This is a genomic window from Mesorhizobium sp. P2_B5 (genome assembly GCF_056404775.1).
Genome location: NZ_JBFUDJ010000001.1, coordinates 378,119 through 397,230, shown reverse-complemented (window position 1 = coordinate 397,230; position 19,112 = coordinate 378,119). Strand labels below are relative to the sequence as shown.

General features: G+C 61.7%; 20 protein-coding genes. 9 read left to right on the top strand and 11 right to left on the bottom strand.

The window, feature by feature from the left end:
* Positions 1–5 precede the first annotated feature (5 nt).
* From kduI to AC1D1N_RS02070, 6 genes are all read left to right on the top strand, one after another.
* A complete protein-coding gene (gene kduI / locus AC1D1N_RS02095) occupies positions 6–857 on the top strand; it encodes a 5-dehydro-4-deoxy-D-glucuronate isomerase (protein WP_477346292.1) in 852 nt (283 codons plus the stop codon).
* Entirely contained in the window at positions 854–1,621 is a 768-nt protein-coding gene (kduD, locus tag AC1D1N_RS02090) for a 2-dehydro-3-deoxy-D-gluconate 5-dehydrogenase KduD (RefSeq protein WP_477346291.1), read from the top strand. Before kduI ends, kduD begins: the two co-directional genes overlap by 4 nt.
* A 10-nt stretch (positions 1,622–1,631) precedes the next feature.
* Entirely contained in the window at positions 1,632–1,970 is a 339-nt protein-coding gene (locus AC1D1N_RS02085) for a cupin domain-containing protein (protein ID WP_477346290.1), read from the top strand.
* Positions 1,971–2,234: 264 nt separating this feature from the next.
* Positions 2,235–4,073, top strand: a complete 1,839-nt coding sequence (recQ, locus tag AC1D1N_RS02080) for a DNA helicase RecQ (RefSeq protein ID WP_477347353.1) — start codon at positions 2,235–2,237, stop codon at positions 4,071–4,073.
* Between the two features lie 162 nt (positions 4,074–4,235).
* The gene (locus AC1D1N_RS02075) at positions 4,236–4,436 is read left to right on the top strand and encodes a hypothetical protein (RefSeq protein ID WP_477346289.1); all 201 of its coding nucleotides are present in this window, start codon (positions 4,236–4,238) and stop codon (positions 4,434–4,436) included.
* A 384-nt stretch (positions 4,437–4,820) separates the two neighbouring features.
* A complete protein-coding gene (locus tag AC1D1N_RS02070; protein WP_352556796.1) occupies positions 4,821–5,459 on the top strand; it encodes a glycoside hydrolase family 25 protein in 639 nt (212 codons plus the stop codon).
* Between the two features lie 29 nt (positions 5,460–5,488).
* Here AC1D1N_RS02070 and AC1D1N_RS02065 read toward each other — a convergent pair whose 3' ends face one another.
* Positions 5,489–6,430 carry an AraC family transcriptional regulator gene (locus AC1D1N_RS02065; protein WP_112559744.1) on the bottom strand — a complete coding sequence of 314 codons (942 nt, stop codon included), beginning with the start codon at positions 6,428–6,430 and terminating at the stop codon, positions 5,489–5,491.
* A 127-nt stretch (positions 6,431–6,557) separates the two neighbouring features.
* Here AC1D1N_RS02065 and AC1D1N_RS02060 point away from each other — a divergent pair, with 127 nt between their 5' ends.
* Positions 6,558–7,451, top strand: a complete 894-nt coding sequence (locus AC1D1N_RS02060; protein WP_477346288.1) for an SDR family oxidoreductase — start codon at positions 6,558–6,560, stop codon at positions 7,449–7,451.
* A 49-nt stretch (positions 7,452–7,500) separates the two neighbouring features.
* On the opposite strand, the gene AC1D1N_RS02055 is transcribed toward AC1D1N_RS02060, so the two are convergent.
* The 3 genes from AC1D1N_RS02055 to AC1D1N_RS02045 all read right to left on the bottom strand — a co-directional run bounded on the left by AC1D1N_RS02055 (position 7,501) and on the right by AC1D1N_RS02045 (position 8,952).
* Positions 7,501–7,830 (bottom strand): hypothetical protein, encoded by a 330-nt coding sequence (locus tag AC1D1N_RS02055; RefSeq protein WP_477346287.1) that lies wholly within the window; start codon positions 7,828–7,830, stop codon positions 7,501–7,503.
* 88 nt (positions 7,831–7,918) lie between these two features.
* Positions 7,919–8,197: an Atu4866 domain-containing protein gene (locus AC1D1N_RS02050; protein ID WP_477347351.1), complete on the bottom strand. Its 279-nt coding sequence runs from the start codon at positions 8,195–8,197 to the stop codon at positions 7,919–7,921.
* 26 nt (positions 8,198–8,223) lie between these two features.
* Positions 8,224–8,952 carry an SDR family oxidoreductase gene (locus AC1D1N_RS02045; protein ID WP_477346286.1) on the bottom strand — a complete coding sequence of 243 codons (729 nt, stop codon included), beginning with the start codon at positions 8,950–8,952 and terminating at the stop codon, positions 8,224–8,226.
* Positions 8,953–9,064: 112 nt separating this feature from the next.
* Here AC1D1N_RS02045 and AC1D1N_RS02040 point away from each other — a divergent pair, with 112 nt between their 5' ends.
* Positions 9,065–9,958, top strand: a complete 894-nt coding sequence (locus AC1D1N_RS02040) for a LysR family transcriptional regulator (protein WP_477346285.1) — start codon at positions 9,065–9,067, stop codon at positions 9,956–9,958.
* Positions 9,959–9,998: 40 nt separating this feature from the next.
* Here AC1D1N_RS02040 and AC1D1N_RS02035 read toward each other — a convergent pair whose 3' ends face one another.
* A complete protein-coding gene (locus tag AC1D1N_RS02035) occupies positions 9,999–11,045 on the bottom strand; it encodes a class I SAM-dependent methyltransferase (protein ID WP_436262350.1) in 1,047 nt (348 codons plus the stop codon).
* Positions 11,046–11,313: 268 nt separating this feature from the next.
* On the opposite strand from AC1D1N_RS02035, the gene AC1D1N_RS02030 reads away from it, so the two are divergent.
* On the top strand, positions 11,314–13,293 hold the full coding sequence (locus AC1D1N_RS02030) for a putative bifunctional diguanylate cyclase/phosphodiesterase (protein ID WP_436262349.1): 1,980 nt from the start codon (positions 11,314–11,316) through the stop codon (positions 13,291–13,293).
* Positions 13,294–13,483: 190 nt separating this feature from the next.
* Here AC1D1N_RS02030 and AC1D1N_RS02025 read toward each other — a convergent pair whose 3' ends face one another.
* From AC1D1N_RS02025 to AC1D1N_RS02000, 6 genes are all read right to left on the bottom strand, one after another.
* A complete protein-coding gene (locus AC1D1N_RS02025; protein ID WP_112559831.1) occupies positions 13,484–13,687 on the bottom strand; it encodes a hypothetical protein in 204 nt (67 codons plus the stop codon).
* 629 nt (positions 13,688–14,316) lie between these two features.
* Positions 14,317–15,819: a winged helix-turn-helix domain-containing tetratricopeptide repeat protein gene (locus AC1D1N_RS02020; protein WP_477346284.1), complete on the bottom strand. Its 1,503-nt coding sequence runs from the start codon at positions 15,817–15,819 to the stop codon at positions 14,317–14,319.
* 382 nt (positions 15,820–16,201) lie between these two features.
* Positions 16,202–16,405: a hypothetical protein gene (locus AC1D1N_RS02015; RefSeq protein ID WP_477346283.1), complete on the bottom strand. Its 204-nt coding sequence runs from the start codon at positions 16,403–16,405 to the stop codon at positions 16,202–16,204.
* Between the two features lie 525 nt (positions 16,406–16,930).
* The gene (locus AC1D1N_RS02010) at positions 16,931–17,323 is read right to left on the bottom strand and encodes a hypothetical protein (protein WP_477346282.1); all 393 of its coding nucleotides are present in this window, start codon (positions 17,321–17,323) and stop codon (positions 16,931–16,933) included.
* 329 nt (positions 17,324–17,652) lie between these two features.
* Positions 17,653–17,943: a hypothetical protein gene (locus tag AC1D1N_RS02005; protein WP_477346281.1), complete on the bottom strand. Its 291-nt coding sequence runs from the start codon at positions 17,941–17,943 to the stop codon at positions 17,653–17,655.
* A 140-nt stretch (positions 17,944–18,083) separates the two neighbouring features.
* On the bottom strand, positions 18,084–18,794 hold the full coding sequence (locus AC1D1N_RS02000; protein WP_436261855.1) for a pentapeptide repeat-containing protein: 711 nt from the start codon (positions 18,792–18,794) through the stop codon (positions 18,084–18,086).
* Positions 18,795–19,112 lie beyond the last annotated feature (318 nt).

The window sequence follows — 19,112 nt, the reverse complement described above, 5'->3', positions numbered from 1 at the left end:
CAATGATGGATAATCCCCATACCGACTATACCTCGCGTTTCGCCATCGACCCGGTAGCCGCGGCGTCCATGGGAACCGACGAGTTGCGTCACAACTTCCACATTGACGACCTGTTCCAGCCGGGACGCGTCAGCCTGACCTATACCCATTATGACCGCATGATCGTCGGCGGCGCCGTGCCGGTGGCGGAATCGCTGCCGCTGGAAGCGATCAAGCCGACGGGCACCAGGAATTTTCTCGACCGCCGCGAGCTGATCATCGTCAACATCGGCGGCGCCGGCTCGGTGACGGCAAATGGCGAAACCCACCCATTGCAGGCACGCGACATGCTTTATCTCGGCATGGGCAGCACCGATGTGTCGTTCGCGTCGGCCGATACGGGCCAGCCGGCCAAGTTCTACCTGCTCAGCGCGCCGGCGCATCACACCCATCGGAACCGATTGATCCGTATCGGCGATGCGAAGCGTCTCGACCTCGGCAGCAAGGAGACCTGCAACGAGCGCTCGATCTTCCAGTTCATCCATGCCGAGGGCGTCAAGACCTGTCAGCTGGTGGTCGGCATGACCCAGCTGGCGCCGGGCTCGGTGTGGAACACTATCCCTTGCCATGTGCATGACCGACGCATGGAGGCCTATCTCTATTTCGATCTGCCGGAGACGGCGCGCGTCTTCCATTTCATGGGCGAGCCGGACGAAACCCGCCATCTGGTGATGGCCAATGAGGAGGCGGTGCTGTCGCCGGGCTGGTCGATCCATTCGGGCGCCGGCACCTCCAACTATGCCTTCATATGGGCGATGGCCGGCGACAATGCCGACTACACCGATGTCGATCCGGTGCCGCTGGGCGAATTGCGTTGAGCGGGCCGTCCGCCTTCAGCCTCGCCGGCAGGCGCATCCTGGTCACCGGCGCCAATACCGGCATCGGCCAGGGCATAGCGGTCTCCATCGCGCGCGCCGGCGGCACCGTCATCGGTGTCGGCCGCTCGGCGATGGATGACACGCAAAGGAAGGTCGGCGAGGCCGGCGGGCAGTTCGAGGCCGTGCGGTGTGATCTCGCCGATCATGACGCCGCCAAGGCGATGCTCGACCAGGTCTGGGAAAAGACCGCACCGATCGACGGCCTGGTCAACAATGCCGGCATCATCCGGCGCGCCGATGCGGTCGATTTCACCGAGGCCGACTGGGACGACGTCGTCGACGTCAATCTGAAGACCCTGTTCTTTTTGAGCCAGGCTTTTGCCAGGCGCGTGCTGGCCGATCCCGGGCGCCGTGGCAAGATCGTCAACATCGCCTCGGTGCTGAGTTTCCAGGGCGGCATCCGCGTGGCGTCCTACACCGCGTCGAAACATGGCGCGCTCGGCATAACAAGGCTGCTCGCCTGCGAATGGGCGGCAAAAGGCATCAACGTCAACGCCATTGCGCCGGGCTATATCGAAACCAACAACACCGAGGCGCTGCGCGCCGATCCCGACCGCAGTGCGGCCATACTGGCGCGCATCCCGGCCGGTCGCTGGGGCGAGCCGGAAGACATAGGCGACGCCGCCGTCTTCCTGCTGGCGCCGGCGTCCGACTATATGCATGGCGCGGTGGTTCCGGTCGACGGCGGCTGGCTGGCGCGATGAGGAGACGGTCATGACCGAGCAGAAGATTTTCACGCAGCCCGGCGAGAGCGCCTGGATGCCGACTCCGGACGGCAACAGGCGGCGCGTTCTCCTGCACACCGATGAGCTGATGCTGGTCGAATTCGGCTTCGACAAGGGCGGTGTCGGCGCCCTGCATTCGCACCCGCATGTCCAGGCCAGCTATGTCGCCGAAGGCCGATTCGAGGTCACCATCGACGGTCGCACCGAAACCATCGAGACCGGCGGCAGCTTCATCGTGCCGTCCAATCTGGTGCACGGCGTCAAGGCGCTGGAGGCCGGCCGCCTCGTTGACAGCTTTACCCCGCATCGGGCCGATTTCCTGGCCTGATAGCGTTTCAGGTCTGTTCCAGAAACGGAAAACCCGCGCCTCCTGGGAGGCGCGGGCCTGTTGCCTGTGCGCTCGTAGCGCAGCGGTACTCGAAACATCGCCGCAGGGTTCGGACGGTGCCGCAACATTGTGAAGATAGATTTAACGGCGCCGGCCAGGTCGATCATCGGTGGGATGTTGCTGCTGCTTGTTGTGGTCGGACGGGGGCTGGGCTAATCGTTGCCCCATGCCGCTACTTCGGGCGGCCGATCGAAAACATCAGTGATGCAGATATCGACGACGAGCGTTTCGACGCACGATCCCAAACGGCGCGTCCTGAAGGACGTGTTCGGCTTCGACGATTTTCGCCCCGGCCAGGCCGCCGTGATGGAGGCGCTGCTCGCCGGCCGTCATGTGCTGGCCGTGATGCCGACGGGGGCGGGCAAGTCGCTCTGCTACCAGGTGCCGGCGCTGGTCAAGGGCGGGCTGACGATCGTCGTGTCGCCGCTGGTGGCGTTGATGCAGGATCAGGTCGCGGCACTGCGCCTTGCCGGCGTCGCGGCTGACACGATCAACTCGTCGATCGATCGCGACGCCAATGTCGCGGCATGGCGGCGTGTTGCGTCGGGCCAGACGCGGCTGCTCTATCTGGCGCCGGAGCGGCTGATGACCGAGCGCATGCTCGATGCGTTGGCCAGGCTCGATGTCAGGCTGATCGCCATCGACGAGGCGCATTGCATTTCGCAATGGGGGCCGGCGTTCCGGCGCGAATATGAAGATCTGTCGCAGCTGCGCGGCATCTTTCCCGACGTGCCGATCATTGCGGTGACGGCGACGGCGGACGAGACGACGCGGGCAGACATCGAGACGCGGCTGTTTGGCGGGCGTGTGGAAACGCAGGTTCTTGGTTTCGACCGGCCTAACATCAAGCTTGCCATCGAACCCAAGCAGGACAGCAAGCGGCAATTGCTCAATTTCATCGAGCGCCATCAGGGCCGCAGCGGCATCGTCTATTGCCTGTCGCGCAAGAAGACCGAAGAGATGGCGGCCTTCCTCGAGAAGAACGGCGTCACCGCGCTCGCCTATCACGCCGGGATGAGCAAGGAGGCGCGTGACGCCAACCAGAACGCTTTCATGACGCTGTCCGGCGTCGTCATGGTGGCGACCATCGCCTTCGGCATGGGCATCGACAAGCCTGACGTCGCCTATGTCTTCCACACCGATCTGCCGGGCAGCCTGGAGGCATATTACCAGGAAATCGGTCGCGCTGGCCGCGACGGGCGAGCAGCGGAAGCTCATATGCTGTACGGCCTCGGCGATATCCGCATGCGCCGCATGTTCATCGAGGACGAGGACGCTGCTGTCGAGCACAAGCGCCGCTCGCATGGCCGGCTCGACACGCTGATCGGCTATTGCGAGACGGCGGAGTGCCGGCGCCAGGTGCTGCTCGGCTATTTCGGCGAAGAGGCTTCGCCTTGCGGCAATTGCGACAACTGCCTGGAGCAGGCGCCGCGCGCCGACGGCACCACCGAGGCTGGCATTATACTGGCGGCGGTCGCGCAGAGCGGCGAGCGCTTCGGCGCCGGCCATGTCATCGACATTCTGCTTGGTCACGAGACCGAAAAGGTGGCGGCAAGGGGCCATCACAGGCTGGCCGGTTTCGGCAGCGGCGCCGCGCACAAAAAGGACTTTTGGCAGTCGCTGATCCGTCAGTTGGTCGCGAACGGCTTCCTAGTGCCGGATCCGGGTGGCCATGGCGGCTTGGCCATCGCCGACAAGGGCCATGCGCTCGGCCGTGGCGAGGTTCCGTTCCAGTACCGCGTCGAGACGCGCACCCGCGCGGCGCGCCGCGCGGCTCGTGCCGGCCAGACTCCCCAAGGCGAAAATGTCGATGCATCGCTGCTTGCCGCGCTCAAGACGCTGCGGCTGCGGTTGGCCAAGGAGCGTCAGGTTCCGGCCTATGTGGTGTTTTCGGACCGCACGCTGATCGACATGGCCGAGCGTCGTCCGCAAGACCTCGACGATTTTGCCGAGGTGAACGGTGTCGGCGCCGCCAAGCTCAAGGAGTTCGGCAAGGTATTCCTGAGCGCAATCGCTGCGCACCCGTCAGAGGCCCAAGGCTGAGAGGCTGGACCAAAGCCCGATTGGGCATCAGTACGCTTTCAACTTGCCCGACCAGCGATCCCGCCCTACCCAATAAGGGCATCGCGGGCAGACGCCTCCTTCCGGGTAGTCAGTCCCTTCTTCGTGTGGGCAACCGAGAATTCCGTTGACCATGACCACGGAATGGACTTCGTGCTCCTGCAAGAACGCAGCGATTTCGCCAAAGATCGTATCGTCCTTGCGCAGATCGCCCGTTTCGGCAAACCATCGGCGCATCTCGGTCGCGTCGGAGTGCTGGTCAGGAATGATGGCGACGGCCGCCTTGGTGGCGCGCCTGTCATCGGGACCATAGAAGGCGATGGTGCCGACGGGTTAGTTTCGTAAACCCTTCTTGGCCTTCTTCTCGATCCACTTCCTTGCCCGCGATTCCGGTTTCATGCTTGCTAGCCGTTGCAGTCATTGGACAAGATGGGAACATAAATCAACTAGACGAGAGTGGATCAACCGAATGCCAAGCCCGATTGTACAAAGGACGCAAAGCCCGACGCCGTCAACGACCGGATCGCCAGCTTCTGCAAAGCTGTGTGAGGGTTTCACAGAGGCGGACTTAGACAGGGCTAATATGCCTGAATTCAGCGAAGCAAGAGAGTCAGGTTCTCTATTCCGCACCAATGTTCGCTGAGCTTCGGGGGAAGTTCTTACAGCTTGCATCAAAACGAATCGGGCGCGCCGAATTTTCGGCGCCCGCTTGGCTATGGGAGCAGGGGCATGCCGACGCGTGAAGGGATCGACGTTTCGCACTATCAGAACGAGGCCGGCGGCGGCGGCGCCAGCGCCATCAAATGGGCGAAAATTGCCAGCGCCGGGGTCAAGTTCACCTTCGTCAAGATATCCGACAAGACCAGCAAGGACGCATTCGCGGTGCGCAATGTTGCCGATGCCAAGGCGGCGGGATTGCTGGTGGGGGGATATCACTTCCTGCGCAACACCGCTTCGGGCGCCGACCAGGCGCATGCCTTCCTCAACACGGTGTCGTTCGGCAGCGGCGACCTCATTCCGTCGCTCGACATCGAACTCATTCCGGCAACGCCGGCGGCGCGGGCCGCCTATGTCCAGAAGGCGAAGGATTGGGTGGCGGCGGTGCGGTCTGCCCATAGTGGCCGTTGGCCGTTCATCTACACCCGCGCCAATATCTGGCAGGCGCTGGGCAACCCGAGCGGCTTCGGCAACTGCCCGCTCTGGCTCGCCCGCTACGGCTCGAGCCCGCCGCCGATACCGTCAGGCTTCACCAACTATGCCATCTGGCAATTCAGCCAGTCGGGCAGCATCGACGGGATCACCGGCAAGGTGGACGAGAACCATCTGGCGATGTCCTTCGCCGAGTTTCGCTCGCGCTACAGCCTGTAGGCAAGGTGATCCGGCATCGGATCGCCTGCTCAGGCGGCTTCGCGTTCGCCCTGCGCCGGCGAGTCCGTTTCCAGGCGCCGGCTGTATTGGCGCGGCGAACAACCCATGACGCGCTTGAACGCCGTGCTGAAGGCGCTTTCGGATTCATAGCCGAGCGCCAGCGCAATAACGGACACCGGATCGCCGGAATGCATCAACCTGTCGCCCGCGAGCATCATGCGCCAGCGCGTCAGATAATCCAGGGGTGAGGCCCCGACCGTCTGCTTGAACTTCAGCGCAAAGGTCGATCGCGACATGCCGGCGCGCTCGGCCAGCGTCTGCAATGTCCAGGCATGCGCCGGGTCTTCGTGCATGGCGGCGATCGCGGCGCCGATCTGCCTGTCGGTCAGCGCGAACAGCCAGCCGACGCTGTCACGAGCCCCCATATGCAGGCGCAAGGCCTCGATCAGGATCATATGGGCGAGATGCTCGACGATGAGAAAGCCGCCGGGACGCCGCTGGCGCAATTCCTGCATCATCCGCTCCACCGGCCAACGCAGCGCCGAGTGGTCGCTGTCCCCACGGATATGGACGATGGGCGGCAGCATCCGCAACAGGATGCCGGCATGGTCGCCGGACAGCGCGAAGCGGCTGCTGACCAGCAGGAAATCGCCGCCGCCATTGTGGGTGGTGATGCCGCCGGTGCGCGCCGGTGAAAAGATCGTTCGGGCGTCGACCGTCGGCAGGCCTAGATCGCTGGCAAGCCGAAAAGGCCGGCCGCGCGGCAGCAGGAAACAGTCGCCGGCGTCAAGGCGCACCGCGTCAGCGACCCCCTCGACCGACAGCCAGCACCGACCGGAGACCACGGCGCCGCATTTGATGGCGGCCTGCTGGTCGGGAAACTGGATCGCCCAGTCGCCACCGGCCTCCAGGCCTGCGGACAGGTAATTGCGCGGCTTCAGCAGCGACAGCACGTCTGACAGCGGATCCATGAGCAGTCCCGGACGATTGCGAAGATATTTCGGATTTTACAGCATAGATCGTATGATCTCAACCTTCTATCTCCTTCGGCATGCGGGCTGCCTGTGCGGCCTTCGACAAACCCGAGGAGAAATCATCATGCGTGTGTTCGTTACCGGTGCCACCGGTTTTGTCGGTTCGGCCGTTGTGCAGGAATTGCTTAGGGCGGGCCATCAGGTGCTTGGCCTCGCGCGCTCGGAAGCGGGTGCGATGTCGATCGTGGCCGCGGGTGCCGAGGCGCACCGCGGCGATATCGAAGACCTGGACAGCCTGCGCGGCGGCGCTGCCCGAGCGGACGGCGTCATCCACACGGCCTTCAACCACGATTTTTCGAGATTCGCCGCCAGTTGCGCAGCGGACCAGCGCGCCATCGAGACGCTTGGCGCGGCGCTCGAAGGTTCGGAGCGGCCATTGCTTGTCACCTCCGGCCTCGCCGGGTTTGCGCAGGGAAGGGCAGCGGCCGAGGACGACAAACCCGCGCCTCCATCCGCCGCCATGCCGCGCGCTTCGGAAGCGACGGCCATGGCGCTTGCCGCGCGCGGGGTGCGCGCATCGACGGTACGGCTTGCGCCGACCGTCCACGGCGCCGGCGACCACGGCTTCGTGCCGATGCTGATTGCCATTGCGCGTGAAAAAGGCGTCTCGGCCTATGTTGGCGACGGTATGAACCGCTGGGCCGCGGTGCACCGGTCCGACGCTGCCACGCTGTACAGGCTGGCGCTGGAGAAGGGCGCCCGCGGCGTCAGCTATCATGCGGTTGCCGAACAGGGCGTGGCGGCCAGGGAGATCGCCGAGATCATCGGCCGCCGCCTCAACCTGCCGGTCGTTTCCAAAAGCCTCGAGGAGGCGGCCGGGCATTTCGGCTTCCTCGGCCATTTCATCGGCAGGGATCTGTCGGCGTCGAGCGAGCAGACCCGCAACGCGCTGGGATGGCTGCCGACCGGGCTGGGGCTCATCGCCGATCTCGATCGTGTCAGCTATTTCGAGAGCTGAATGGGTCAGGGCCAGTTGCGTTGCATTGCATCAAGCGACAGCCAGGCGATCAGCGGCAGGGCGAGCAGAAGGGCCATCCGCAACCCGACGATCGCGCTCCGTCCATGTCGTCTCGCCGGAGCCGCAGCAAAGCCTGCACGGCTGCGGCAAGGACGAACAGGGCATAAAGGCTGCCCAGAGCCCAGACGAGTTGTTCGCCCGTCACTGGAATACCGGCCCGATGCAGCGCATCGCCGATGGCCGCTCCCGGAATCGCGATGAAGAAGGCGGCCGTGATGCCGAACAGGAAGCCGATCATAGCGCCGGGAAAGGCGGTCGCCGACAGCGCTACGACCACCGCCAGCAGGATGAGCAGGATGACGAATGCGGGCTGCGACACTGCCGGGAAACTCCGCCAATTGACGACCGAGTAGCAGCAAAGGCCTGGAGATCTGTTCCGATCGGCTCGGATTGCGCTCGGCGACCCGTCATTTGTCCCGGTAAAGGATCATGCCGGCGTGGTGCAGCACGCCATCAACAAAGTCTCCGTCGGCGGTGAAGCCGGTGTCGTCCCAATAATCGATGTGATTGCCCGTCACGACATATCGCCCGAGATAGGCGCGTTCGCGTTTTCCCCTTGCCTCGACATAGCGGCCGTTGGCCAGGAGTTCGTGGCGGATATTACGGTCGGCGGTGACCCACACGCCGACATAAGGATTGGTGTTCATCCGGTGGTGCTCGGTGGTTGCGGAGTTGAATAGCGCCAAGACAAGCGACGCGGCGACGGAACGCGTCAATGCGCCGCCCGCGTCGGGCGCACGACGATCTCGTTGATGTCGACATCGTCCGGCTGCTCGATGGCAAAGCGCACCGCCCGGCCGATGGCGTCGGGCTGCAGCGCGATGGCGCGATAGCTGCTCATCGCCGCTGCCGCTGCCGGGTCGGTGATCGTGCCGGCAAGTTCGCTCTCGACCACGCCCGGGTGGATGCAAGTGACGCGGATGTCGTTGCGTTCCTGCCGCAGTCCGTCGGAAATGGCGCGCACGGCATACTTGGTCGCGCAATAGACCGCCGCCGTCGGCGACACGGTAAGCGCCCCGACCGAGGCAATGTTGATGATGTGGCCCGAACCCCGCGCCGTCATCTCCGGCAACACCGCCGCGATGCCGTTGAGCACGCCCTTGATGTTGACCTCGACCATCTGGTCCCATTCATCCGTTTTCATCGATGCCATCAGGGACAGCGGCATGATGCCGGCATTGTTGACGATGACGTCGACCCGGCCCCAGGCCTGGCGCGCCGCGTCGGCGAAGGTCGCGACATCGGCGCGGTCGGTGACGTCGAGCCGGCGGGTCATGATCTCGCCGCCGCCTGCGCGGATTTTCTGGGCCAGAATTTCCAGCCGGTCGGTGCGGCGGGCGCCGAGCATCAGCCTGGCGCCGGCGGCGCCGAGTTCGCGAGCGATGCCGGCGCCGATGCCGCTGGAGCCACCGGTGACGAGAACGATCTTGTCGAGGGACATGGCAACTTTCCTTTATGTCTGGACTGAGAGGTGGGTTGCCAAGGAGATACGCCGAGAGCATTGTTGCGATAAGACACCCATTTCTCCACACTATGGAAAGCGGAGCTAACCAGTGTCGCCTGACATCAATGCACTGGTGGTCTTTGCGCTTGTCGCCGAGGAGCGGAATTTCCGCGCTGCAGCCGATCGGCTGGGCGTCAGCCGCTCGGCCGTCAGCCAGACGATCAAGCGGCTGGAGGAGAGCCTTGGCATTGCCCTGGTGCAACGCACCACGCGCAGCGTTAGCCTGACCGAAGCCGGCGAGAGGCTCCATGCCGAAGTCGGACCGGCCATTGCCGACATGCGCTCCGCGCTCGAGGCGACACAGGCACTGCGCGACCGCCCGCGCGGCCAGTTGCGGCTGGCCGTATCCTCGATTGCCGAACGCTTCCTGTCAGGGCCGTTTCTCGCGGCTTTCTGCACTGCCAATCCCGATATCCAGCTCGACATCACGGTGACCGACGAAGAGTTCGACATCGTCGCCGAAGGCTATGATGCCGGGGTGCGGTTGGGAGAGGTGATCGACGAGGACATGATCGCCGTGCCGGTGGCGGGTGACGAGCGGCAGATTGCCGTCTGCTCGCCTGCCTATCGCGACCGCTTCGGCCTGCCGTCTCATCCCGCGGAACTTGCCCAACATCGCTGCATCGGCTGGCGTCCGGCGCCGAAGGTTGCGCCCTATCGCTGGGAATTCGCCGATCAGGGCCGCGAATTCCGGGTCGAGGTCGCGCCGGAGATCACGACCAACGAGATGAGCCTGATGATCAAGCTCGCTGTCGCCGGAGCAGGCATCACCTTCGGCATGGAAGAGAGCTTTCGCCGCGCAATCGAACGCGGCGACCTGATACCAGTGCTCGAAAACTACGGCCCGCGCTTTGCCGGCTTCTACCTCTATTATCCGAGCCGCAGGAATGCCGCGCCGAAGCTGCGCGCGCTGATCGACCATCTTAAGCGCTGGCAGCTGTGATGCCGAAAAGAGACCCGCGCGATTCCCCGCACTGTGTCAGTTAGAGGTCGCCCTTCCTGACTTTGCCGTAAACGATATTTCGGTTCGAGCCATAATAGACTTTCGCGTCGAAAGAGCTCCCACCGAGGGCGGCATTGATGATGTCCCACATATCGTCAGCCGAACGCAGGATGAGCGGCCAATCCATGAAGGTCTCCATGTAACCATCGGTCGTGATCTCGTCGCTGAAATTGGCAAACAGGAATTCGCCACCAGGCTTGACGAATTCCATGGCTCTTTGCAGCAGGCGGACGCCGATGGCACGCGGCAGGTAATCGTAAAGCCCCGATGCGTAGACGAGATCGAATGTGCCAAGAGCATAGGCGCGGCGAAGAATGCCGCGTACAGAGCCCTGGAGTGCCTCGACTGCCGTGCCGGCAAAGTCGTGGTTCACCGTGGCTACGCTGATGGGGTCCTGGTCCAGGCCGACCCAACGTTGTAATTTGCGCTTGGCCAACGCGTCGGAGCGTTCGGCTTCCCGCAGGTGGCCGCAGGCAATTGCCAGGACCTCCGCCTTCGCCACACCGCTGGCCGTCTCGTCGACGGTCCTGGCCAGGATATCCCGCCGCTCGCGCCCCGCCACCGAACTGGCGGCTTCACTGGTGTACGCGTAAATTTGCCGACCAAGTAAGGTCGACGAAGCCACGGCATCGTCGGCAGCGGGATGCTTGTAATAAATGTCCAGCAGGCCTGCATCGCCTGAATACCCGCGCGGTTTTTCGACCGACCAACGCGTGAACGGATCCTGGATCAAATATTCCGCGACCCGATGCTGCTGAGCCAACGGGACGAGTTTCTGCCAGACCGCGGGAGCAACCTGCCGGCGGAGCTTATGGAGTCTGCCTGCCAGGCGGTGGACGATGGGGGCGGCCGGTTTGTGCCGCATGAAGGCTTGGTGAGCAAGATCCAGTATCAGGGCGAGCTGGGCCGTCCTGTCCCTCAACTCGTTAGTGTCAATCGTCTCTTCAGAGGTAGGGGCATGTTTCTTCATCAGTCTGGTGGTGACGAGGCTGTATTCGTCGAGCTGCACTTTTGGGTCGATTGGCATGCCGTTTACTCTCCGGTTTTACCCCCTGGTCCCCGGCAAACAGCATAGGTGCGTCGCTGCATGATGCGAACTATTTTAATAAAATTTTAATAAAACTTTAGCCAATTGGGCGGTCCTTCACCGTGCTGAACTGGCTAAATCCGAACCGCCTGTTTACCGTCGGTTAGCGACATCCGACGTTTCCTGCGGACAGTGGCGCCTTCATTCTCCGATGGCAGGCAACCTCGGCTATTGCATTCGCTACTGCAGATCGCAGAGGAGCGTTGCAATGCAACTGAGCGAGGACGTTGCCCAGAAGGTGGCGGTTGCGATTGCACGCCCGCGGTGGCATTCGGCCGATCCGGAACTCCTGGCGCTGTTCCTGCAGAAAGATGCCGATGAAAATCGCAGGCTCGTGCGATGGGGTATTGCGGCTGCTGTAGTCAGCTACGTGGCCTACGGCCTCTTCGATTGGTTTCTTTTTCCGGATATCGCCGATCGGCTTGTTTTGACCCGCGTTGTGCTGGGGATCACTTCCTTGGCGCTTGTCGAATTTGTCGCCCGACGGGGCTTCGCCCTTGCCACCTTGCACCTTGTAGCGGCGTTGGCGATTGTATCCGGGGCCCTTGGATGGCTCGTCTCCGCTCTTGGAACAGGGCATCAGGATGCCCTCTCCCATTTCATGGTTTTTGGCACCGTGTTTATCCTGGGTGCGAATTTGTTCTTCAACTTCCGGTTTTGGCTTTCGGCCATTGCCTCCGCGACGGTCGCCGCAAGCTTTGTGTGCGCCGCGCTCTTCTTCCTCCAGGCCGACATCGTGGGCCGGGTCGTGCTGTCGGCCTATTTCGTGAATTGTCTGGTGTTGTCGCTGTATCTTTCCTGGCGACTTAGCCTGGAGCGGTACCAGACTTTCCTGCACGCACTTCGGGCACAGTTCCAGGAGCAGGCTGCTATCAGGAAGGGGCAGAAGCTAACCGAAATCGCGGACACGGATCCGCTCACGGGAATGAAAAACCGGAGAGCGATCATTCGAGAGTTCTCGGAGCTGCGCGAAGACTGGGTCGCGGACGACGACGAGATAGGCCTCATTCTGATCGACGTCGACTACTTCAAAAGGTTCAATGACGGACTTGGTCATCAAGCCGGCGACGATTGTCTGATCAAACTCGCCCAGGTCCTTTCCGAAATAGCGGCTTCGAACAACGCCGTCGCGGCACGCTATGGCGGAGAAGAATTCGTCATTCTCTGCAAGGTCACCGGACGGGCTCACCTTCACGAAATAACGCAGCAATTTTGTCGCGCTGTGGAGGACTTGGACATCTATCACCCTGATCGGGGTGACAAGCTCAACATTGTCACGATCAGTGCCGGAGCCTCGTTGACGCGCGCCGATCAGAGCATAGAGCTTAGAATCCTGCTGCAGGAAGCAGACCGCGCACTCTACGCGTCCAAGTTTGCGGGTCGGGCTACGTTCACAATTTACGATCCGCACGCCACCGGCCGGGATCGCTCCGGCGAAAATCTTTCAGAACTGCTGAAGCTGGCAGTTTCCAACCAGCTCGTTTCTGTCGCCTACCAGCCAATTTGCGACCTGGCGTCTGGACGGGTGCTGGGCCACGAGACGCTGATGCGGGTATGTGACTTCGACGGTACCATGATCAGTCCGTCCGTATTCATACCCGTTGCCGAGCAAACTGGCGCGATAGTGGAACTTGGTACGTGGCTGGTCGATCGAGCCTGCGGTGACATGGCCGAATACGGATTGGGCTCGGTCGTGACCGTGAACGTATCTGTTTTTCAGCTCAAGGTTCCTAACTTTTCACTCCGGATCACCGAAATCCTTGGTCGGCACGGCCTCGCGCCACAGAAACTGGCCATCGAAATCACCGAAGGCAGTGACATCTTTCTAGAGGCGCAAGCGGTAAGAAACGTGGAGCGGCTGCGAAAATTGGGCGTTCAGATCTGGCTGGACGACTTCGGAACGGGATTTGCTGGCCTTACATGGCTCCGCCGTTTCAAATTCGACGTGGTCAAGATCGACCGTAGCTTCCTCCACGATTGCCAGACGTCTCATGGCCTTAGCCTGTTAAGGGACATGGTCGGACTGCTTCGCAATCTCGGCCATGTCGTGCTCGCCGAGGGCGTTGAAACGGAAGAGCAGTACATATTGCTGCAGCGCCTGGGGGTGGATTTGATGCAGGGCTTCCTCACCGGGCATCCGGTCCCGATCGAAGAGGTAAACCAAATCAGGCAAGGCCTCGTTGCCTAGCAGGCGCCGATCGGGCGCTGGCTGCTACGCAACAAGGCGTCACTGCCCCACGGTCATTTCGGGCCATGGCTCGATAAGCAACAAGGGCTTTCCCGCTGTATGGCGTTGCAGTGCATGGCGCTGGCCACAGGCGGGCACCGGGACGCGCGGAGGGCTTCGCGGGCGTAGGAGCCCCGGCCGCCTGGCGGGCCTATTGCGCCCTCTGTCTCTTGGCTTGTGCGGCAATAGCGCAGAGGAAAGCCAATGCGGCAGCGTCGCATGCCGTCCGCGACGGTCCTTTGGCGAAGAGCACGGCGTCCGCAATTGGGATCGTAAGGCCGTACTTTTGGGCGAAAGAGGTGATTTCGTACGGCTGATCGTCAGACGGATGGCGGATGTCGAATTCGAAATCCATGTGTCTAGTTCCTCCCAGTTCGCGACCCTTCCACTCCTTGGCCTGATGCAAAATTAAACTACCGACGCATCGCGCGAGTCCAGCAATTGGAAATTGAGTAAAACGATGCACTTTCCGGTCGCGCCAACATTGGCAGACAGCGGTCGGCATAAATGCGCGCTGGCGCGGCTACTGGCGGCCCAGCGGTCAAGGGCGGGGGGCTTGGGGTTTGACCACCGGGCCTAACCGGCAATGGGTGCCGGCTGACAAGGGATCATACGCCGATGTAACGTGTTGTAGAATGGGCTCCTTCCGTTCCTGAACCGTGCAGGAGACGTTCCTTTACGTCAGGGAAGGCTAAACAAACCCGCCGTCGCCTGGCGATGATCCAGGCGCCGCGCTATTATCGGCCGGATGGGCCACCAGCAGTCCGCCGCGTGCCCCCACGCGACGGACCTCTGATAGGAGCGGCTACATCCCTAAGGAATCGACCGCTTGTAGATGTATTGTGAACTGGCGGGATCACGTTAGCCTATGGTGTGATCGCGGAAGCCCGAGGAGATTGGCGCCATGGGCGAAGGGCCAGGCGGCCATACATTGAAAAGGTCTGGCGGACGCCCGATCGATCTGGAACCTCCCGGAAGGTGCGTTCACGCCGGAAAACCGGCCTTTCTGAAGCCTGACATGAAAAGCTTGAGGCCGACTTGGTCGGCGAACGGGAAACCTGAAAACAGCCGGAGACTCAGGTCGTGTTTCCTCGTCAGTGCTTCCTCGACTTCAGCTCGCGCCTTCTGCGTCTCGCCCAAATGTGCGTACGCCGCTGCGAGGAAGGTATGGATGAAGAATTGGTCGCCGGCCTTCTGATACGAACCGACGGCTTCCGCGTACCTTCCAAGCAGGAAGAGGGAGCTGCCCTTCACCTCCCAGAACCATACCGGAGGTAACGGGTCGCGCAGGAGCGCAGTTTCGAGCACGTTCAGCGCCGTCTCGGCCCGTCCGCCGTAGTTGAGCCAGCTTGCGTAGTCCCCAGCTATGTTCACGTCCAGCGGGTTCAACGAGCGCGCTTGCTCGAAATGCACTCCCGCATCGCTGTGCTGGCGCATATGCGTAAGCACAAGCCCCATGCTCTGGTGACAGACGCCATCGCTCCTGTCGAGAGCGAGCGCCGTTCGTGCCGAGTCCCAAGCCTTCTGTAGCGTCCGCGGATCGTTGTCGTACCAAAATCTGCCGACGAGGGCCTGCGCTAGGAAGGCGTGGCCTTGAGCGAACGTCGAATCGAGCTCGACACACCGGGCGAATAGGGGCTCGGACTCGTCCAGCTCATACCGGTGGAAGTGCGCGCGCCCCTGCAGATAGTTGTCGTATGCATCCCAATCGGCCGGCGGCTTGCGTCTGGTCCGGCTCGCCGAATCGGCCTCCGCCTGGCCTTCGGCCATCGAGGCGATAAGCGCCGCAACCTCGTCTTGCCATGCGAAGATATCGTCGAGGGCCCGGTCGTACCGTTGGGCCCACAGGTGGGTGCCGGTGGCGGCGTCAATCAACTGTGTGGTGATCCGAATGCGATCACCGAGCTTTCGTATGCTGCCTTCGACGAGGTAGCGAACTCCGAGTTTGCGATGGACTTCGGCGATGTCCAATGCCGGATGGCGAAACTGAAAAGATGAATTGCGCGCGATGACAAGGAGGGAGCGGAACCTGGCCAGCTCCGTAATTATGTCCTCGGTTATGCCGTCGCTGAGATACTGCTGGTCCTGATCGCCGCTCAAATTGGCAAAAGGCAGCACTGCAATCGACGGCTTGCCGGACGGTGGTATCGGTCCGCGGGATGCGCTCGCCACCGGCTCGACAGTCCCGGTGAAGCGGTAGCCGATGCGAGGCACCGTGGCGATCCACTCGCCGCCGTTGTCAGCCGGACCGAGTGCCTTTCTTAGTGTCGCGATTTGGACGGTAAGGTTGCCTTCCTCGACGGCAGTGCCCGGCCAGGCAGCGTCCATCAGCTCGGCCTTGGTCAGGATCTCACCGGGCCGTGCCGTAAGCGCGGCAAGCAGCGTCAGCCCACGATGCCCAACAGCGATCGGGATCTGCTCTTTAAGGAGCGTCCCGATGTCGGGATCGAGTACGAACGGACCAAAAGCGATGCGAGTCCCCGGCATGTGGGCATACTAGACGTTTCGTACGTTTCCGGAACAGTTTCGATCGGTTTTTCAGCAGCGTGTCACCCGACCTCGCACAACGGCGGTGACGGCGACCTCGTCGCCCACTTTGATATTACCCCGAGCCATGCCGATGATTCTGGTGCGGCCGGCGCCGTCGCAGCATCATTTGTTATGCGGGAGTCCAAGGCACGGGGACCGTCCTCATCTGTTCGGCCGATGTGCCGGGCAAAGGAAGGCGCCAAATTGCACATGTGATCCTCCCCGGGTCACACCGCCGAACAGCCCTTCAGCTAGTCCCTAAGTGGGCTGTTCCAAGAGCCCCACCCGCTGATTCCGGTGGGGCATCTTGCCTAGGAGCCCCGCCGGCCGTCTGGCGAGCCTATTGCGCCCTCTGTCTCTTGGCTTGTGCGGCAATAGCGCAGAGGAAAGCCAATGCGGCAGCGTCGCATGCCGTCCGCGACGGTCCTCTAGCGAAGAGCACGGCGTCCGCAATTGGGATCGTAAGGCCGTACTTTTGGGCGAAAGAGGTGATTTCGTACGGCTGATCGTCAGACGGATGGCGGATGTCGAATTCGAAATCCATGTGTCTAGTTCCTCCCAGTTCGCGACCCTTCCACTCCTTGGCCTGATGCAAAAATTAAACTACCGACGCATCGCGCGAGTCCAGCAATTGGAAATTGAGTAAACGATGCACTTTCCTGTCGCGCCAACATTGGCAGACGGTCGGCATAAATGCGCGCTGGCGCGGCTACTGGCGGCCCAGCGGTCAAGGGCGGGGGGCTTGGGGTTTGACCACCGGGCCTAACCGGCAATGGGTGCCGGCTGACAAGAGATCATATTACGTTAGGGAAGCCTAAACAAACGCGCCGGGATGATCGTGCTATAATCCCGCATGGCCGTCCGAATAGTGGCTGTCCTGGCGCTTCTTTTCGCCTTCGCCTACGGATTCGCAAAACTGGTGGAACGTTATGGCGGAGTTGGCGATCGGCCTCCTGCGTGTGAGCAATTGTCTGATTGCCCCGACCCGAACGCGCCGCCTCCTGAACCTGGGCTTAAGCCTTACTGAAGCCTCACCCCCGGGCGCTCACCATCACTAGCATGGCCGCGCTTAGGGAGTAGCGACATACTTCAGGACGGCAAGCACACCACCCATGCTGGCGATAACCAGTGCCAGCAAGATGCCAGTAATCTGCACAACACTGAAAGCGCTTGGGAGATGATCGACCTTCGCACGCAGCGAAGTCATATCGGATTGGATCGATGATAGCTTAGTGTCGATCTTCTCAAACTTGTCCTCTTTCCCTGTCATCTTCAAGCCTTGCCTCCTATATTTCCCCTCGTTGCGGCGACCCCTCGAATGGAGATCGCCATGCCTCAAAAAACCCTCGCCGACACCCTTGCCGCCCGCGAATCTGTCTACGTCAATTGCGCGCACCCGGTTTGCTGCAAATCCACAAAGCCAGACGTTCAGGCGCTCATCGACAGGCTTGGTCCTGATCACGGGTCAATGCATCAGGATCTCGTCGGGCTGTTCGCCTGCTCGGATTGCAAGGCTGCCGACCGCGGCCGCCGGCCGGTGTTCTTCACCGTGGTGCCTGACTATGACGGAAGAAGCAAATCACCACCGCACCGCCGGCACAAGAGTGCAAGGCACGGGGACCGTCCTCATCTGTTCGGCCGATGTGCCGGGCAAAGGAAGGCGCCAAATTGCACATGTGATCCTCCCCGGGTCACACCGCCGAACAGCCCCGTCAGCTAGTCCCTAAGTGGGCTGTTCCAAGAGCCCCACCGGCTGATTCCGGTGGGGCATCTTGCTATCCAGGCGGCGCGTCAGTAGTTGATTTTTCTCGATCCCATAGGGCCAAGCCCATCCGACACACGTCTCGCGACGTCCCTGACCAAATGATGGATCGCACTCGGCTCATGCGTCGCGTATGCCGTGAAGAATTCCATGGACTGTGCGACCAGATAAATCTCGCGGAAGTTCTGGGACATCAGCTCGTCATTATCGTCGAACGGATTCAACATGACATGTTCCATTCGCTCTACGGCGTCCGGGAACCTCGCGACGTAGACTTTTAGGAATTCCTCGATCTGTTCGTCGCGGAAATGCTTGCCCATAGTCTCCTCACGAAAAGGCGCTAGCGAAACAGCATATAGGCGCCCATGCCGGCCATCAGGAGGCATGCAGCCATCCCGAAGCTTACCCCCGCAAGGGCGCGCTTGACGATTTCAGCCCCGGCAGCGACACGGCGCCGAGCCTATGGCTCGCTACAGGGCCAATCTTCAGGCCTCGTCAAGCCGGAAGGCAACTCGGTCCGGGCGTCTCCGCAAGCCATGTTGAGCTGCCACTGGGATAGACCCGCCGAATTGGAAAGATCGAGGCCCTCGATACGGGTCAGAAAGAAAAAAGCGCGGTCAAAGTCTATCGGCGCGGTGAACGTCGCTCCTCGGAAGTCCGCCCGCGCGAGATTGGCAAACGAAAAGCGGCTGCCGCTGATATCGGCGTCATGGAACTGCGCTCGCCCCAATTCCGCCTTTGTGAAATCAACATTGGTCAGATTGGCGTCCTGGAAATTCGAGCGCTGCACTTCCGCGCCCGTAAACACAGCGCCCTGCGCGTCCATATGGCTGAAGTCGGTCCTGTAGGCCTCGATTTTGTCGAACCGGGCGCCTTTGGCGGTCGAGTCGGCCAGGGAAGCACGCACAAGCGTTGCCTTCTCAAAATTTGCCGCAAGGAGATTGCTGTTCCTGAGGTCGGTCGAAGTGAAATCAACACCGATCAGGTTCGCCCCGCTCAGGTCCTGTCCTTTTAGGATGAGAAGCTTTTTGTCACAGTCCTGCCAATTGACGCCAGGCGTCGCGGCTGCGTCGCAATCTTGAGCGGCAGCGGCGTTCTGCCAAGCAAATACAATGCAAACGGCTAGAACCAAGCTGGATGTGCCGTAGGCTCTGGTTCGTCTCAAAGTCATTGTTGCTGGACCTCTGCTACTCGCCGACACTCAACCTTACCACATCTGCTGACACTCGAAAGCGACGGCATTTTGCCCGCTAATCCCGCTAGTCCCCACCGCCAAATGAAAAGCCCGCAACCGTTGAGGCTGCGGGCTAAAATGGTGGGCGTCGGACCTATTGAATGCAAGAGCCCGGCGGGTAGCGCTCAGGGTCGTAGTGCGACGGCGAGACGAGCATGAAATCGTCTTGAGTGCGCACAGGGATCATTCCGAAGTTTGTTGCGGTAAGCGTGGTGGAACGGCAGAACGATCATGTCGTTGCTCGGCTCGATCGCT

Coding starts and splice junctions, on each gene's coding strand:
- kduI (WP_477346292.1), top strand. CDS start 6: ATGGATAATCCCCATACCGACTATACCTCGCGTTTCGCCATCGACCCG.
- AC1D1N_RS02035 (WP_436262350.1), bottom strand. CDS start 11,045: ATGCCAATCGACCCAAAAGTGCAGCTCGACGAATACAGCCTCGTCACC.
- recQ (WP_477347353.1), top strand. CDS start 2,235: ATGCAGATATCGACGACGAGCGTTTCGACGCACGATCCCAAACGGCGC.
- AC1D1N_RS02060 (WP_477346288.1), top strand. CDS start 6,558: ATGCGTGTGTTCGTTACCGGTGCCACCGGTTTTGTCGGTTCGGCCGTT.
- AC1D1N_RS02065 (WP_112559744.1), bottom strand. CDS start 6,430: ATGGATCCGCTGTCAGACGTGCTGTCGCTGCTGAAGCCGCGCAATTAC.
- AC1D1N_RS02070 (WP_352556796.1), top strand. CDS start 4,821: ATGCCGACGCGTGAAGGGATCGACGTTTCGCACTATCAGAACGAGGCC.
- AC1D1N_RS02015 (WP_477346283.1), bottom strand. CDS start 16,405: ATGGATTTCGAATTCGACATCCGCCATCCGTCTGACGATCAGCCGTAC.
- AC1D1N_RS02030 (WP_436262349.1), top strand. CDS start 11,314: ATGCAACTGAGCGAGGACGTTGCCCAGAAGGTGGCGGTTGCGATTGCA.
- AC1D1N_RS02075 (WP_477346289.1), top strand. CDS start 4,236: ATGGACTTCGTGCTCCTGCAAGAACGCAGCGATTTCGCCAAAGATCGT.
- AC1D1N_RS02045 (WP_477346286.1), bottom strand. CDS start 8,952: ATGTCCCTCGACAAGATCGTTCTCGTCACCGGTGGCTCCAGCGGCATC.
- AC1D1N_RS02005 (WP_477346281.1), bottom strand. CDS start 17,943: ATGGGCAAGCATTTCCGCGACGAACAGATCGAGGAATTCCTAAAAGTC.
- AC1D1N_RS02025 (WP_112559831.1), bottom strand. CDS start 13,687: ATGGATTTCGAATTCGACATCCGCCATCCGTCTGACGATCAGCCGTAC.
- AC1D1N_RS02085 (WP_477346290.1), top strand. CDS start 1,632: ATGACCGAGCAGAAGATTTTCACGCAGCCCGGCGAGAGCGCCTGGATG.
- AC1D1N_RS02020 (WP_477346284.1), bottom strand. CDS start 15,819: ATGCCGGGGACTCGCATCGCTTTTGGTCCGTTCGTACTCGATCCCGAC.
- AC1D1N_RS02000 (WP_436261855.1), bottom strand. CDS start 18,794: ATGACTTTGAGACGAACCAGAGCCTACGGCACATCCAGCTTGGTTCTA.